The sequence below is a fragment of the Methylobacterium sp. CB376 genome, assembly GCF_029714205.1.
Lineage (GTDB): Bacteria > Pseudomonadota > Alphaproteobacteria > Rhizobiales > Beijerinckiaceae > Methylobacterium.
In genome coordinates this window covers 424168-440395 of sequence record NZ_CP121648.1, presented here as the reverse complement: position 1 = coordinate 440395, position 16228 = coordinate 424168, and the positions used below count along the sequence as shown (strand labels likewise).

Sequence of the window (16228 nt, the reverse complement as noted above, 5' to 3'; positions counted from 1 at the left end):
GCGGATCCCCGAGTCTCGGAAAATTCGGCGCGGCCGCGGCCCGGGATCGATTCCGAATTCGCCCGGAGACTTCTTTAACCTTGCGTCAACTGTTTCAGAACAGGTTTCCCGGGAGCAGAATTTGCCCACGCACGGGCATCGAAAGTGCTGCTCGCGGCGCCCTGCCCTCGAGACAGAGTCGATCATGCAGATCAAGCATCGGCTGAATGCCATTCTCGCCCTCTTCGTGATCATCGTGATCGCGCTCTGCGGCCGCAGCCTGCACGAATCTTGGCGGCGCTGGAGCTTGGCCGAGGAGGTGTCGCGTCTCGCCAGCGTCGATCGCGCCCTCCTGGACACCTTGAGCGCGATGCGGTTCGAGGGCGGGGCCCTCAGCGCCGCCCTGCGCATCGAGGTGGACCAGGCGGCGAGCCTGCGCAGCGAGGCCGCGGAGCGGAGGGCGGCGCTGGAGGCCGCCCTGCCGCCGGCCCTGGCCCGGCTCGAAGAGGTGGAGCATCCCGCGATCCGCGCCGCCGCGGAGGCGGTGCGCGCGGTCATGGCGGAGTGGCGGCGCCTGCGCCAGGAGAGCGACGCGGCGCTGGCCAGACCCCTGGCGGAGCGCGACAGGGAGGTCATCGGGCGGGTGATGGCCGGCCGCGACCGCTTCGTCGCGGCGGGCGAGGCGCTGCTGGTGGCGGTCGAGGCGGAGATCCGCGCCGAGGATCCCACCCTCTCCGACCTCATCCTGGGCCGCACGATGTCCTGGGCGGCGCGCAGCCTCTCCGGCAGCGCGAACGTCCAGATCAACGAACTGCTCACGCAGAAGCGCCCGATGACGCCCACCGAGCAGCAGAGCATCAACGCCCTGTTCCGCGTCTCGGATTTCGCCTTCGCGGCCGCCCGCGAGATCGGCACCCGGACCGGGATGGCGCCGGCGCTCCGCGCGGCGATCGCCGACGCCGACGCGGGCTACTACAAGGGAGCCTACCAGGACACGCTGCGCAGGATCCAGGAGGTGCTGGCCTCGCCCGACCTGCCGCGCCCGAGCGTGGCGGAGTGGCGCAAGGGCTCGACGCCCGCCCTCAACACCATCGGGGCCGTGCCGACCGCCTTCGTGGTGGAACTCGACGAGGCGGCCGCGCGGGCGGCGCGGAGCGCCACCCAGAACCTCGCCGTCTTTGCCGGGCTGCTCGTCCTCAGCGTCCTCCTGGCGGTGTGCGGCATCGCCTTCATCGCCCGCGGCATCATCCGCCCCCTCTCGGCCATGACCGTCGCGGCCGAGCGCCTCGCGCAGGGCGACACGGCGGTGGCGGTGCCGGGCGGCGGCCGCCGCGACGAGATCGGCGCCCTCGCGGCCGCCGTGCAGGTGTTCAAGGACAACCTGCTGCGCAGCCGCGTCCTGGAGGAGGAGGCCGCCCTGGCGCGGGCCGGGGCCGAGGCGCAGCGCCGCGCCGCCACCCACGAGATGGCGGAGGGTTTCGAGCGCGCCGTGAGCGGCATCGTGCGCGCCGTGTCGCGCTCGGCCTCCGAGCTGCAGGCGACCGCCCGGACCATGACCGCCACCGCCTCGCAGACCGCGGTGCAATCCGCCTCGGTGGCCGCCGCCGCCGAGCAGGCCGCCTCGAACGTGGGGACGGTGGCGGCCGCCGCCGAGGAACTCGGGGCCTCGGTGCAGGAGATCGGCCGGCAGGTCGCCGGCTCGACCCAGCTCGCCCGAACGGCGGTGGCGGAGGCCGGGACGACGGCCGGCGTGGTGGAGGACCTCGCCGGGGCGGCGGCCAAGATCGGCGAGGCGGTCTCGCTGATCACGACCATCGCGGGCCAGACCAACCTGCTGGCCCTCAACGCCACGATCGAGGCGGCCCGGGCCGGCGAGGCGGGCCGGGGATTCGCGGTGGTCGCCGCCGAGGTCAAGGAGCTCGCCAACCAGACCGCCAAGGCGACGGAGGAGATCTCCGCGCAGGTGGGCCGGATCCAGGCCTCGACGCGGCAGGCGGTGGGGGCGATCGGGGGCATCGGCTCGCGGATCCGGGAGATCAGCGACGTGGCGACGAGCATCGCGGCGGCGGTGGAGGAGCAGGGCGCGGCGACCCAGGAGATCGTCCGCAACATCACGCAGGCGGCGACCGGGACCGGCGAGGTCACGGGGAACATCGCCAGCGTGGCGGGGGCGGCGGAGGAGACCGGGGCGGCAGCCAACCACGTGCTGGCGGCGGCGTCGGCCCTGTCGGAGGAATCGGACCACCTCGCCGCCGAGGTGCGGCGCTTCCTCGAGACCGTCCGGGCCGCCTGACGGCCCGCGGCGGCCGCCGGGCGCGCCGGCCGCCGCGCCGGCTGCCGGGGAGGGGCGCGGCAACGCCCTGCGACCGAATATCCCTCGTTCCCCACCTCGCTCCCCACTTGGCAGGGCGCTTGCACGCCGCTATAGACCGCGCTCCACGTTTTCACACCATTGAGAGGACTCGACCGATCGGTCGTGGCCTGACGAGATGTCCCCGGGCAACCGGGTGACGAATGGCCGGCGGGCACAAGGGGTTTCCCCTCGCGCCCCGTCCGGCCATGTCCTGTCCGAGACTGCAGGCGCCGGCTCGCCGGCTTAATTCCCCAGCCTGCACAGACGGGGAAGACCGAGTTTTCCGCCCCCGCCGCCCTCGCGGGCGGGCAGGGCGTCGGTTTGAACCATCTCACCCAACGTCAGCGACCGCAAGGCCGCCGGTTGGGGACAGGGCCGTGAAGCGTCGCTCGCGCCGCCGCGGTCTTCCGAGGCCCCGGCTCAGCACGGGCGGCAAGTGCAACCGGTGGGACCATCCCGGTCCCGCCAACCGGAGAGAGCCCGGTGGACAGAGCAGCAAAAGCTGATCTCGTCGCGTCGCTCAACGAGGTGTTCTCCACCACCTCGCTGGTCGTCGTGGCCCACTACAAGGGCCTCACGGTCGCCGACATGCAGAAGCTGCGCAGGCAGATGAAGCAGGCCGGCGCCACCGTGAAGGTCGCGAAGAACCGCCTCGCCAACATCGCTCTCGACGGCACGAACGTCGCCTCCATCAAGCCCCTCCTGAAGGGCCCGACCCTGCTCGCCTATTCGAGCGATCCGGTCGCGGCCGCCAAGGTGGCGGTGGACTTCGCCAAGGGTAACGACAAGCTCGTGATCCTCGGCGGCGCCATGGGCGCGACGGCCCTGAACCCGGACGGCGTGAAGGCCCTGGCCACGCTGCCGTCCCTCGACGAACTGCGCGCCAAGATCGTGGGCCTCGTGCAGGCGCCCGCGACCAAGATCGCCCAGGTCGTCAACGCGCCGGCGGCGAAGCTCGCCCGCGTGTTCGGGGCCTATGCCGACACGGCGAACAAGGACGAGGCCGCCTGACGGCGCTTCGCTCGCATCGCAACCGTTCAAACCGACAACACGCAGGAACTGAAAATGGCTGATCTTGCCAAGCTCGTCGACGACCTGTCGTCCCTGACCGTCCTCGAGGCCGCCGAGCTCGCGAAGATGCTCGAGGAGAAGTGGGGCGTCTCGGCCGCCGCGGCCGTCGCCGTGGCCGCCGGCCCGGCCGCCGGCGGCGCCGCCGCCCCGGCCGCCGAGGAGCAGACCGAGTTCACCGTCGTCCTGGCCGCGGCCGGCGACAAGAAGATCGAGGTCATCAAGGAGGTCCGCGCGATCACCGGCCTCGGCCTCAAGGAGGCCAAGGACCTGGTCGAGGGCGCTCCGAAGCCGGTCAAGGAGGGCGTGTCCAAGGACGACGCCGCCAAGCTCAAGGCCCAGCTCGAGAAGGCCGGCGCCAAGGTCGAGCTCAAGTAAGGCGATGCGGGTCCGCACGGGCCCGGACCTCCGCGTCGCGGCCGCCGGCTCAGGCCGGCGCGCCGCGGCCCCTCCAGCCCGCGGGTTCGCGCCCGCGGGCTAGAGCGTTTTCCGGCGAAGAGCGCGCTGCTTCGACGCCCCCTCGGGATCCTGGGCATGGATCCCCATATGTTTCCGTTCGGGTGAGGATCGCCGCAAGCGGTCCGGCCGGGAAGGTCGATGCGGCAGGGGTGCCCCGGCAGGGGGCCCCCCGCGTCCCTCCGGCCCCGTGACGCGGTGGATGAGGAGCGAGGTCACCTATGGCCAACACGCTGGTCGGTCGCAAGCGCATTCGCAAGTTCTTCGGCAAGATTCGGGAAGTCGCCGAGATGCCGAACCTCATCGAGGTCCAGAAGGCGTCCTACGACCAGTTCCTGATGGTCGACGAGCCCGAGGGCGGCCGTCCCGATGAAGGATTGCAGTCCGTCTTCAAGTCGGTCTTCCCGATCTCCGACTTCTCCTCGACCGCCCTGCTCGAGTTCGTCAAGTACACCTTCGAGGCGCCGAAGTACGACGTCGACGAGTGCCGCCAGCGGGGCATCACCTTCGCGGCGCCGCTGAAGGTCACGCTGCGCCTGATCGTGTTCGACGTCGATCCGGATACCGGGGCCAAGTCGGTCAAGGACATCAAGGAGCAGGACGTCTACATGGGCGATATGCCCCTGATGACGGAGAACGGCACCTTCATCGTCAACGGCACCGAGCGCGTGATCGTCTCGCAGATGCACCGCTCGCCGGGCGTCTTCTTCGACCACGACAAGGGCAAGACCCATTCCTCGGGCAAGCTGCTGTTCGCCGCGCGCATCATCCCGTATCGCGGGTCCTGGCTCGACGTCGAGTTCGACGCCAAGGACATCGTCTACGCGCGCATCGACCGCAAGCGGAAGATCCCGGTCACCTCGCTGCTGTTCGCGCTGGGCCTCGACGGCGAGGAGATCCTGTCGACCTTCTACAACCGCATCACCTATGCGCGGGACGGGCGCGACTGGCGCGTGCCCTACGACGCCGAGCGCCTGAAGGGCTTCAAGGCCACGACCGACCTCATCGACGCCGATTCGGGCGAGGTCGTGCTGGAGGCCGGCAAGAAGCTGACCGCGCGCGCCGCCCGCCAGATCGCCGAGAAGGGCACCAAGGCGCTGCGCGCCACCGACGAGGATCTGGTCGGCCAGTACATCGCCGAGGACATGGTCAACTACAAGACCGGCGAGATCTACGCGGAGGCGGGCGACGAGATCAGCGAGAAGCTGCTGAAGGGGCTCTCCGACGTCGGGATCGAGGAGATCCCGGTGCTCGACATCGACCACGTCAACGTCGGTCCCTACATCCGCAACACGCTCGCGGTCGACAAGAACTCGGCCCGCGAGGGCGCGCTGTTCGACATCTACCGGGTGATGCGTCCGGGCGAGCCGCCGACCCTCGACACCGCCGAGGCGATGTTCCACTCGCTGTTCTTCGACGCCGAGCGCTACGACCTCTCGGCGGTCGGCCGCGTGAAGATGAACATGCGCCTCGACCTCGACGCGCCCGACACGATGCGGACGCTGCGGCGCGAGGACATGCTGGCGGTGGTCAAGGCGCTGGTGGACCTGCGCGACGGCAAGGGTGAGATCGACGACATCGACCACCTCGGCAACCGCCGCGTCCGCTCGGTCGGCGAGCTCATGGAGAACCAGTACCGGCTGGGGCTCCTGCGCATGGAGCGCGCCATCAAGGAGCGGATGTCCTCCGTGGACATCGACACCGTGATGCCGCAGGACCTGATCAACGCCAAGCCGGCGGCGGCGGCGGTGCGCGAGTTCTTCGGCTCGTCGCAGCTCTCGCAGTTCATGGACCAGACCAACCCGCTCTCCGAGGTGACGCACAAGCGCCGCCTGTCGGCGCTCGGGCCGGGCGGTCTCACCCGCGAGCGCGCGGGCTTCGAGGTGCGCGACGTGCACCCGACCCATTACGGCCGCATCTGCCCGATCGAGACGCCGGAGGGGCCCAATATCGGCCTCATCAACTCGCTCGCCACCTTCGCGCGGGTGAACAAGTACGGCTTCATCGAGACCCCGTTCCGCCGGGTGCGCGGCGGCGTCGTGACCGACGAGGTGGTCTACCTCTCGGCCATGGAGGAGGCGAAGTACTACGTGGCGCAGGCGAGCGCCGCGATGGATGCCGAGCGCCGCCTGACCGAGGACCTCGTGGTCTGCCGCCGCGCGGGCGAGGTGATCGTGGTCGCCCCCGACCGCGTCGACCTGATGGACGTGTCGCCCAAGCAGCTGGTGTCGGTCGCCGCGGCGCTGATCCCGTTCCTGGAGAACGACGACGCCAACCGGGCCCTGATGGGCTCGAACATGCAGCGCCAGGCGGTGCCGCTGGTGCGGGCCGACGCGCCCTTCGTGGGCACCGGCATGGAGGCGGTGGTCGCCCGCGATTCGGGGGCGGCGATCGCGGCCCGCCGCGCCGGGGTGATCGACCAGGTCGACGCCACCCGCATCGTCATCCGCGCCACCGAGGAGACCGACCCGACCAAGCCCGGCGTCGACATCTACCGGCTGCAGAAGTTCCAGCGCTCGAACCAGTCGACCTGCATCACGCAGAAGCCGCTGGTCCGGGTCGGTGAGGTCGTCAAGAAGGGCGACATCATCGCGGACGGCCCCTCGACGGAGTTCGGCGAGCTCGCCCTCGGCCGCAACGTGCTCGTCGCGTTCATGCCCTGGAACGGCTACAACTTCGAGGACTCGATCCTGCTCTCCGAGCGGATCGTGAAGGATGACGTGTTCACCTCGATCCACATCGAGGAGTTCGAGGTGATGGCCCGCGACACCAAGCTCGGGCCGGAGGAGATCACCCGCGACATCCCGAACGTCTCCGAGGAGGCGCTCAAGAACCTCGACGAGGCCGGCATCGTCTATATCGGGGCCGAGGTCCACGCGGGCGACATCCTGGTCGGCAAGATCACGCCGAAGGGCGAGAGCCCGATGACGCCGGAGGAGAAGCTCCTGCGCGCCATCTTCGGCGAGAAGGCCTCGGACGTGCGCGACACCTCCCTGCGCGTGCCCCCGGGCGTCACCGGCACCATCGTCGAGGTGCGGGTGTTCAACCGGCACGGCGTCGACAAGGACGAGCGCGCCCAGGCCATCGAGCGCGAGGAGATCGAGCGCCTCGCCAAGGACCGGGACGACGAGCAGGCGATCCTCGACCGCAACACCTACGCGCGCCTCGCCGACGTGCTGGTGGGGCAGTCCCCGGTCGCCGGCCCGAAGGGGTTCAAGAAGGACACGCTCCTCACCCGCGAGGTGCTGGCCGACTATCCCCGCTCGCAATGGTGGCAGTTCGCGGTCGTCGACGATCGGATGATGACCGAGATCGAGGCGATGCAGAAGCAGTACGACGAGTCGAAGAAGCGCCTGGAGCAGCGCTTCCTCGACAAGGTCGAGAAGCTGCAGCGCGGCGACGAACTGCCCCCCGGCGTCATGAAGATGGTCAAGGTCTTCGTGGCGGTGAAGCGCAAGATCCAGCCCGGCGACAAGATGGCGGGCCGCCACGGCAACAAGGGCGTGGTGTCCCGGATCGTGCCGATCGAGGACATGCCGTTCCTGGAGGACGGCACGCACGCGGACATCGTGCTCAACCCGCTCGGCGTGCCGAGCCGCATGAATGTCGGGCAGATCCTCGAGACCCATCTCGGCTGGGCGGCCGCCGGGCTCGGGCGCCAGGTGGCGCAGGCGGTCGACGCCTACCTGCGCAATCAGGACGCGCAGCCCCTGCGCGAGCAGATGAGCCGGATCTACAGCCCCTCCGAGCTGGAGGGCCTGTCGGATCGCGAACTCGCCGAGGTCGGCAACAACCTGCGCCGCGGCGTGCCGATGGCGACGCCGGTCTTCAACGGCGCCAAGGAGGCCGACATCGAGGCGATGCTGGAGATGGCCGGGCTCGACCGTTCGGGGCAGTCGACGCTCTACGACGGGCGCACCGGCGAGCCCTTCGACCGCAAGGTCACGGTGGGCTACATCTACATGCTCAAGCTGCACCACCTCGTGGACGACAAGATCCACGCCCGGTCGATCGGCCCCTACTCGCTCGTCACCCAGCAGCCGCTGGGCGGCAAGGCGCAGTTCGGCGGCCAGCGCTTCGGCGAGATGGAGGTCTGGGCGCTCGAAGCCTACGGGGCGGCCTACACGCTGCAGGAGATGCTCACGGTCAAGTCGGACGACGTCGCCGGCCGCACCAAGGTCTACGAGGCCATCGTGCGCGGGGACGACACCTTCGAGGCCGGTATCCCGGAGAGCTTCAACGTGCTGGTGAAGGAGATGCGCTCGCTCGGCCTCAACGTCGAGCTGATCTCCTCCAAGCGCGCCGCCAACGACCAGCTCGAGGCGCCGCCGGAGGCGGCCGAGTAGGACCGACCCGACGCGGCGGGCGCGACGCGGGAGCGATCCCGCGGCCTCGCGCGCCCGCTCACGCCTCCCGGCCCGGCCGGGGGGCGCCTCCCGGTCTGCGGGAGACACGACCCTTCGCGGAGTTCAAGCGCGACGCGTCACCCCACCCGCCCCGGGTGACACGTCCGCTTCAAGGAGATGATCATGAACCAAGAGGTCATGAATCTTTTCAACCAGCAGGCTCAGCCTCAGAGCTTCGACCAGATCAAGATCTCGATCTCGTCGCCTGAGAAGATCCTGTCTTGGTCCTACGGTGAGATCAAGAAGCCCGAGACCATCAACTATCGGACCTTCAAGCCGGAGCGGGACGGCCTGTTCTGCGCGCGGATCTTCGGGCCGATCAAGGATTACGAGTGCTTGTGCGGCAAGTACAAGCGGATGAAGTACAAGGGCGTCATCTGCGAGAAGTGCGGCGTCGAGGTCACCCTCGCGCGCGTGCGGCGCGACCGCATGGGCCACATCGAGCTCGCGGCGCCCGTGGCCCATATCTGGTTCCTGAAGTCCCTGCCGAGCCGCATCGGCCTGCTGCTCGACATGGCGCTCAAGGACCTGGAGCGCATCCTCTACTTCGAGTCCTACGTCGTCATCGAGCCGGGCCTCACCCCCCTCAAGGAGCGTCAGCTCCTCTCGGAGGAGGAGTACCTGCGCGCGCAGGAGGAGTACGGCGAGGATTCCTTCACGGCGATGATCGGCGCCGAGGCGATCCGGCGCATCCTCCAGGACCTCAACCTGGAGAAGATCGCGGCCGACCTGCGCCAGGAGATCGCCACGACCACTTCCGACCTGAAGCCCAAGAAGCTGCTCAAGCGCCTCAAGATCATCGAGGCGTTCCAGCTCTCGGGCAACAAGCCGGAATGGATGATCCTGACGGTCGTGCCGGTGATCCCGCCGGACCTGCGGCCGCTGGTGCCCCTGGACGGCGGCCGCTTCGCGACCTCCGACCTCAACGACCTCTACCGGCGCGTCATCAACCGCAACAACCGCCTGAAGCGGCTGATCGAGCTGCGCGCGCCCGACATCATCATCCGCAACGAGAAGCGGATGCTGCAGGAGGCGGTCGACGCGCTGTTCGACAACGGCCGCCGCGGCCGCGTCATCACGGGCGCCAACAAGCGCCCGCTGAAGTCGCTCGCCGACATGCTGAAGGGCAAGCAGGGCCGGTTCCGCCAGAACCTGCTCGGCAAGCGCGTCGACTATTCGGGCCGCTCGGTCATCGTGGTCGGCCCCGAACTGAAGCTGCACCAGTGCGGCCTGCCCAAGAAGATGGCGCTTGAGCTGTTCAAGCCGTTCATCTACGCGCGCCTCGACGCCAAGGGCTTCTCGGCCACGGTGAAGCAGGCCAAGAAGCTGGTCGAGAAGGAGAAGCCGGAGGTCTGGGACATCCTCGACGAGGTGATCCGCGAGCACCCGGTGATGCTGAACCGGGCGCCGACGCTGCACCGGCTGGGCATCCAGGCCTTCGAGCCGAAGCTGATCGAGGGCAAGGCGATCCAGCTGCACCCGCTCGTCTGCGCCGCCTTCAACGCGGATTTCGACGGCGACCAGATGGCCGTGCACGTCCCGCTGTCGCTCGAGGCGCAGCTGGAAGCGCGCGTGCTGATGATGTCGACCAACAACATCCTGCACCCGGCGAACGGCGCCCCGATCATCGTGCCCTCGCAGGACATCGTGCTCGGGCTCTACTACCTGTCGATCGTCGCCGACGGCGCGCCGGGCGAGTACAAGTCGAACAACCCGCTGAACCCGATGCAGGGCGTCTACGGCGATTTCGGCGAACTGGAGCACGCCCTGGCCTCGCGGGCGGTGACGCTGCACTCCAAGGTCAAGTGGCGCTGGAAGGGCCTCGGCCCGGACGGCGAGGAGGTCACGCGCACCTACGACACCACGCCCGGCCGCGTCATCCTCTCCAGCGTGCTGCCGCGCCACCCCAAGGTTCCCTTCGACGTCGTCAACAAGCTGATGACCAAGAAGGAGATCTCGGCGATGATCGACACCGTCTACCGCCATTGCGGTCAGAAGGAGTCGGTGATCTTCTGCGACCGCATCATGGGCCTGGGCTTCAGCCACGCCTTCAAGGCCGGCATCTCCTTCGGCAAGGACGACATGGTCGTGCCGGAGAACAAGTGGACGATCGTCGACGAGACCCGCGCCTTGGTGAAGGACTACGAGCAGCAGTACCAGGACGGTCTGATCACCCAGGGTGAGAAGTACAACAAGGTCGTGGACGCCTGGGCGAAGTGCTCGGACCGGCTCGCCAGCGAGATGATGAACCGCATCTCCTCGGTGCAGAAGGACGAGAAGGGCGCCGACAAGCAGGTCAACTCGATCTACATGATGAGCCACTCCGGCGCGCGCGGCTCGCCGGCCCAGATGAAGCAGCTCGCGGCGATGCGCGGCCTGATGGCGAAGCCGTCGGGCGAGATCATCGAGAGCCCGATCATCTCGAACTTCAAGGAAGGCCTGGACGTGCTCGAGTACTTCAACTCGACGCACGGCGCCCGCAAGGGCCTCGCCGACACCGCCCTGAAGACCGCGAATTCGGGCTACCTGACCCGCCGCCTCGTCGACGTGGCGCAGGACGCGGTCATCCGCGAGGTGGATTGCGGCACCGATGCGGGGATCCGCATGCGGGCGATCATCGATGCCGGGCAGGTCGTGGCGACGCTCGCGACCCGCATCCTCGGCCGCGCCACGGCGGAGGACCTCGTCGCGCAGGACGGCTCGATCATCGTGCCCAAGGGCCAGATGATCGAGGAGCGCCACCTGGACGCCATCAACAAGGCCGGCATCCAGGAGGTGAAGATCCGCTCCGTGCTGGTCTGCGCCACCAAGAACGGCGTCTGCGCCACCTGCTACGGGCGCGACCTCGCCCGCGGCACCCCCGTCAACCAGGGCGAGGCGGTCGGCGTCATCGCGGCGCAGTCGATCGGCGAGCCGGGCACCCAGCTGACGATGCGGACCTTCCACATCGGCGGCGCGGCCCAGATCGCGGATTCGTCCTTCATCGAGTCGAGCTTCGAGGGCACGGTGAGGATCCGCAACCGCGGCCTCGCCCGCAACTCGGACGGCGACCTGATCGCCATCGGCCGCAACGTGGCCGTGGTGATCGTCGGGCCGGACGGCACCGAGCGGGCGGTCCACCGCCTGCAATACGGCGCCCGCGTCCGGGTCGACGAGGGCGACTCGATCAAGCGCGGCCAGCGCATCGCCGAGTGGGATCCCTACACCCGGCCGATCCTGACCGAGGTCGACGGCATCGTCGCCTACGAGGACCTGATCGACGGCCAGTCGATCACCGAGACCACCGACGAGTCGACCGGCATCGCCAAGCGCGTCGTCATCGACTGGCGGGGCTCGGCGCGCACCGCCGACCTGCGCCCGGCGCTCGCGATCCACGACCAGAACGGCAAGGTGCTGAAGCTGCCCCGCGGCTCCGACGCCCGCGCCCTGCTGCCCGTGGAGGCGATCATCGGTGTGGATCCGGGCGCCCGGGTCAAGGCCGGCGACATCCTGGCCCGCGTCTCGACCGAGAGCGCCAAGACCCGCGACATCACCGGCGGTCTGCCGCGGGTGGCGGAGCTGTTCGAGGCGCGGCGCCCGAAGGACGCGGCGATCATCGCGGAGAAGTCGGGCACGATCTCGTTCGGGCGCGACTACAAGAACAAGCGCCGCCTGTCGCTCACCCCGCATGACGGGTCCGAGCCGGTCGAGTACCTGATCCCGAAGGGAAAGCACATCCACCTTCAGGACGGGGACGTGGTCGAGGTCGGCGACTTCATCGTCGACGGCAACCCGGCGCCGCACGACATCCTGGCGATCAAGGGCGTAGAGGAGCTCGCGGCCTACCTCGTCAACGAGATCCAGGAGGTCTACCGGCTGCAGGGCGTGTCGATCAACGACAAGCACATCGAGGTGATCGTCCGCCAGATGCTGCAGAAGGTGGAGATCACCGACAGCGGCGATTCCGAGATCCTGACCGGCGACCAGATCGACCGGACGGAGCTGCAGGAGATCAACGAGCAGTTGGTCTCCGAGGGCAAGAAGCCGGTGCAGGGCGTGCCCGTCCTGCTCGGCATCACCAAGGCCTCGCTGCAGACCCGCTCGTTCATCTCGGCGGCGTCCTTCCAGGAGACCACCCGCGTCCTCACCGAGGCGGCGGTCAACGGCAAGGTCGACACCCTCGAGGGGCTGAAGGAGAACGTGATCGTCGGCTCGCTGATCCCGGCGGGCACGGGCGCGATGATCGCCGACATCAAGTCGATCGCGCGGCGCCGCGACGAGCTGATCATGGCCCAGAAGACCGCCGAGAGCGGCGCGGCCCTGCAGGAACTGCCCGCCGCCGAGTAGGCGAGGGCAGACCGTCGCGCCCCAGCGAGGGCCGGCGCCGCCGAGGGGCGGTGCCGGCCCTTTCTCTTGGGCCCATCCCATCCCAGGGGCGGGGGCACGACGCCGCGCCCTCGCCGGCGTCACGCTGCACCTCAGGCGCCCGCACGGGGACGCTCCCGCGACGCGAAGGCCCCTCCCGTCCGGCCGCACGCACCCGCGCGCCGCGAAACCCGGCCTTAACGCTTGACACCGCCACCCCGAAGGACTAGGACCCCTCCCACTGAACGGCCGGCCGTAGGCGGCAGCTGATCGACGTGCCCTTAGAGCCTCGATCCACGCCGCCTAAACGCGACCGAACTTCAAACCGACTGACACGTGTCAGACCGGCATGACCGCGGGAGCTCGCGCTCCGGTGGTCCTCTGCTCGCATGGCGCGCCAAAGGCTGGTTTTCAGCCTGGGGCGCGATTTGCGTTGCGCTGACCTGAAAGCGCCGGCCCGCCCGGACGAGATGGAATTCTGACGATCGCCCCGGACGGCGATGCGTTGCGAGAGGAATGGCATGCCGACGATCAACCAGCTGATCGCCAATCCGCGGAAGATCCAGAAGAGCCGCAACAAGGTGCCGGCCCTGGATGCCTGCCCGCAGAAGCGCGGCGTCTGCACCCGCGTCTACACCACGACGCCGAAGAAGCCGAACTCGGCGCTGCGCAAGGTGGCGAAGGTCCGCCTGACCAACGGCTTCGAGGTGATCGGCTACATTCCGGGCGAGGGTCACAACCTCCAGGAGCATTCCGTGGTCATGATCCGCGGCGGCCGCGTGAAGGACCTGCCGGGCGTGCGCTACCACATCCTGCGCGGCGTGCTCGACACCCAGGGCGTCAAGAACCGCAAGCAGCGCCGCTCGAAGTACGGCGCCAAGCGGCCGAAGTAAGCCCCTCCGACCCGTTACCCCATCGCCTGCCCCGCAAGGATGCCGCCGGCCTCGATGCTCAAGGCGGCCTGCGCGGGGCGTACCAGATCGTATTGCAAGACCTGAAGGAAGCGCGCGATGTCCCGCCGCCACTCTGCCGAGAAGCGTGAGATCATCCCGGATCCCAAGTACGGGGACGTGGTCCTCACCAAGTTCATGAACTCGGTCATGTACGAGGGCAAGAAGTCGGTCGCCGAGAGCATCGTGTACGGCGCCTTCGACATCATCGAGAGCCGGGCCCGCGCCAACCCGATCGAGGTGTTCCGCGCCGCCCTCGACAACGTCGCCCCGGCGATCGAGGTGCGCTCGCGGCGCGTCGGCGGCGCCACCTACCAGGTGCCGGTCGAGGTCCGTCACGAGCGCCGGCAGGCCCTGGCGATCCGCTGGCTGATCCAGGCCGCGCGCTCGCGCAACGACCGCACCATGGTCGAGCGCCTCTCCGCCGAACTCCTCGACGCCGCCAACAACCGCGGCGCAGCCGTCAAGAAGCGGGAAGACACCCACCGGATGGCCGAGGCCAACCGCGCCTTCTCGCATTACCGCTGGTAACCAGCGGTCTCTCCCGCTTTCCAGGAGCACCCCCGATGCCCCGCACGCACGCGATCGAGGACTACCGCAACTTCGGCATCATGGCCCACATCGATGCCGGCAAGACCACGACGACCGAGCGGATCCTCTACTACACCGGCAAGTCCCATAAGATCGGCGAGGTCCACGAGGGCGCCGCCACGATGGACTGGATGGAGCAGGAGCAGGAGCGTGGCATCACGATCACCTCGGCCGCGACGACCTGCTTCTGGCGCGACAAGCGCCTGAACATCATCGACACTCCCGGCCACGTCGACTTCACCATCGAGGTCGAGCGCTCGCTGCGCGTGCTCGACGGTGCGGTCTGCGTGCTCGACGGCAACCAGGGCGTCGAGCCCCAGACCGAGACCGTGTGGCGCCAGGCCGACAAGTACGATGTCCCGCGCGTCGTCTTCGTCAACAAGATGGACAAGATCGGCGCCGACTTCTTCAAGTGCGTCGCCGACATCATCGACCGCGTCGCCGGCAAGCCGGTCTGCCTGCAGCTGCCGATCGGCTCCGAGAACAATTTCCGCGGCGTGATCGACCTGATCAAGATGAAGGCGATCGTGTGGTCGGGCGAGGCGCTCGGGGCCAACTTCTCCGAGGAGGCGATCCCGGCCGACCTCGCCGAGCAGGCGGCGGAGTACCGCACGAAGCTCATCGAGGCCTGCGTCGAGATGGACGACGACGCCATGACCGCCTACCTCGACGGCGTCGAGCCGGACGAGGACACGATGCGCCGGCTCGTGCGCACGGCGGTGCAGCGGCGCGCCTTCCACCCGGTGCTCTGCGGCTCGGCCTTCAAGAACAAGGGCGTGCAGCCCCTGCTCGACGCCGTGGTCGACTACCTGCCCTCGCCCGCCGACCGCGGCGAGATCAAGGGCATCGACTACAAGACCGAGGAGGAGGTCGTCCGCCGGCCGTCCGACGCCGAGCCCTTCTCGATGCTGGCGTTCAAGATCATGGACGACCCGCATGTCGGCACCATCACCTTCTGCCGCATCTATTCCGGCAAGGTCGAGTCGGGCGCCAACCTCCTGAACTCGACCCGCGACAAGCGCGAGCGCGTCGGCCGCATGCTGCTGATGCACGCCAACAACCGCGAGGACATCAAGGAGGCCTACGCGGGCGACATCGTGGCGCTGGCGGGCCTCAAGGACACCCGCACCGGCGACACGCTCTGCGACCCGACCAAGGCGGTGATCCTCGAGAAGATGGAGTTCCCCGAGCCGGTCATCGAGATCGCCGTCGAGCCGAAGTCGAAGGCGGACCAGGAGAAGCTCGGCATCGCGCTCTCGAAGCTCGCCGCCGAGGACCCGTCCTTCCGGGTCTCGACCGATCCGGAATCGGGCCAGACCATCCTGAAGGGGATGGGCGAGCTCCACCTCGACATCAAGGTCGACATCCTGAAGCGCACCTACAAGGTCGAGGCCAATATCGGCCAGCCGCAGGTCGCCTACCGGGAGAAGCTGACCCGCCGGACCGAGATCGACTACACCCACAAGAAGCAGACCGGCGGCACCGGTCAGTTCGCGCGGGTGAAGCTGGTGGTCGAGCCGAACGAGCCGGGCGCCGGCTACGCCTTCGAGTCGAAGATCGTCGGCGGCGCGGTGCCCAAGGAGTACGTCCCGGGCGTCGAGAAGGGCCTCAACAGCGTGCTCACCGCGGGCATCCTGGCGGGCTTCCCGGTGGTCGACATCAAGGTGGAGCTGATCGACGGCGCCTACCACGAGGTCGATTCGTCGGCGCTCGCCTTCGAGATCGCCTCGCGGGCGGCGCTCCGCGAGGCCCTTCAGAAGGGCGGCTCGGTCCTGCTCGAGCCGGTGATGAAGGTCGAGGTCGTGACCCCGGAGGATTACACCGGCTCGGTCATCGGCGACCTGAACTCCCGGCGCGGCCAGATCCAGGGCCAGGACATGCGCGGCAACGCCAACGTCATCAACGCGATGGTGCCGCTCGCGAACATGTTCGGCTACGTGAACCAGCTCCGCTCCTTCACCCAGGGGCGCGCGAACTTCACGATGCAGTTCGACCACTACGAGGAGGTCCCGCGCGGCGAGGCCGAGAAGGTGGTGGCGAAGTACGCCTGACGACCCCGAGGGCCCCGGCCGACGGCCGGG

General features: G+C 68.8%; 8 protein-coding genes. All 8 read left to right on the top strand.

What is annotated here, in order from left to right; translation table 11 throughout:
- The first annotated feature begins 184 nt into the window (after positions 1 to 184).
- The 8 genes from QA634_RS01830 (at position 185) to fusA (ending at position 16198) form a co-directional block, all read left to right on the top strand.
- On the top strand, positions 185 to 2272 hold the full coding sequence (locus QA634_RS01830; RefSeq protein WP_012330352.1) for a methyl-accepting chemotaxis protein: 2088 nt from the start codon (positions 185 to 187) through the stop codon (positions 2270 to 2272).
- Positions 2273 to 2815: 543 nt separating this feature from the next.
- Positions 2816 to 3343, top strand: coding sequence for a 50S ribosomal protein L10 (rplJ, locus tag QA634_RS01825; protein ID WP_012330351.1), 528 nt, complete (start codon positions 2816 to 2818; stop codon positions 3341 to 3343).
- Between the two features lie 54 nt (positions 3344 to 3397).
- Entirely contained in the window at positions 3398 to 3778 is a 381-nt protein-coding gene (rplL, locus tag QA634_RS01820) for a 50S ribosomal protein L7/L12 (protein ID WP_012330350.1), read from the top strand.
- Positions 3779 to 4077: 299 nt separating this feature from the next.
- Positions 4078 to 8202 carry a DNA-directed RNA polymerase subunit beta gene (gene rpoB, locus QA634_RS01815; RefSeq protein WP_012330349.1) on the top strand — a complete coding sequence of 1375 codons (4125 nt, stop codon included), beginning with the start codon at positions 4078 to 4080 and terminating at the stop codon, positions 8200 to 8202.
- 183 nt (positions 8203 to 8385) lie between these two features.
- Positions 8386 to 12588, top strand: coding sequence for a DNA-directed RNA polymerase subunit beta' (gene rpoC / locus QA634_RS01810; protein ID WP_012330348.1), 4203 nt, complete (start codon positions 8386 to 8388; stop codon positions 12586 to 12588).
- 539 nt (positions 12589 to 13127) lie between these two features.
- Positions 13128 to 13499, top strand: a complete 372-nt coding sequence (rpsL, locus tag QA634_RS01805; protein ID WP_012330347.1) for a 30S ribosomal protein S12 — start codon at positions 13128 to 13130, stop codon at positions 13497 to 13499.
- A gap of 117 nt (positions 13500 to 13616) precedes the next feature.
- Positions 13617 to 14087: a 30S ribosomal protein S7 gene (rpsG, locus tag QA634_RS01800; RefSeq protein ID WP_012330346.1), complete on the top strand. Its 471-nt coding sequence runs from the start codon at positions 13617 to 13619 to the stop codon at positions 14085 to 14087.
- 35 nt (positions 14088 to 14122) lie between these two features.
- Complete coding sequence (gene fusA, locus QA634_RS01795; protein WP_012330345.1) at positions 14123 to 16198, top strand: elongation factor G; 2076 nt, start codon at positions 14123 to 14125, stop codon at positions 16196 to 16198.
- Positions 16199 to 16228: the final 30 nt, after the last annotated feature.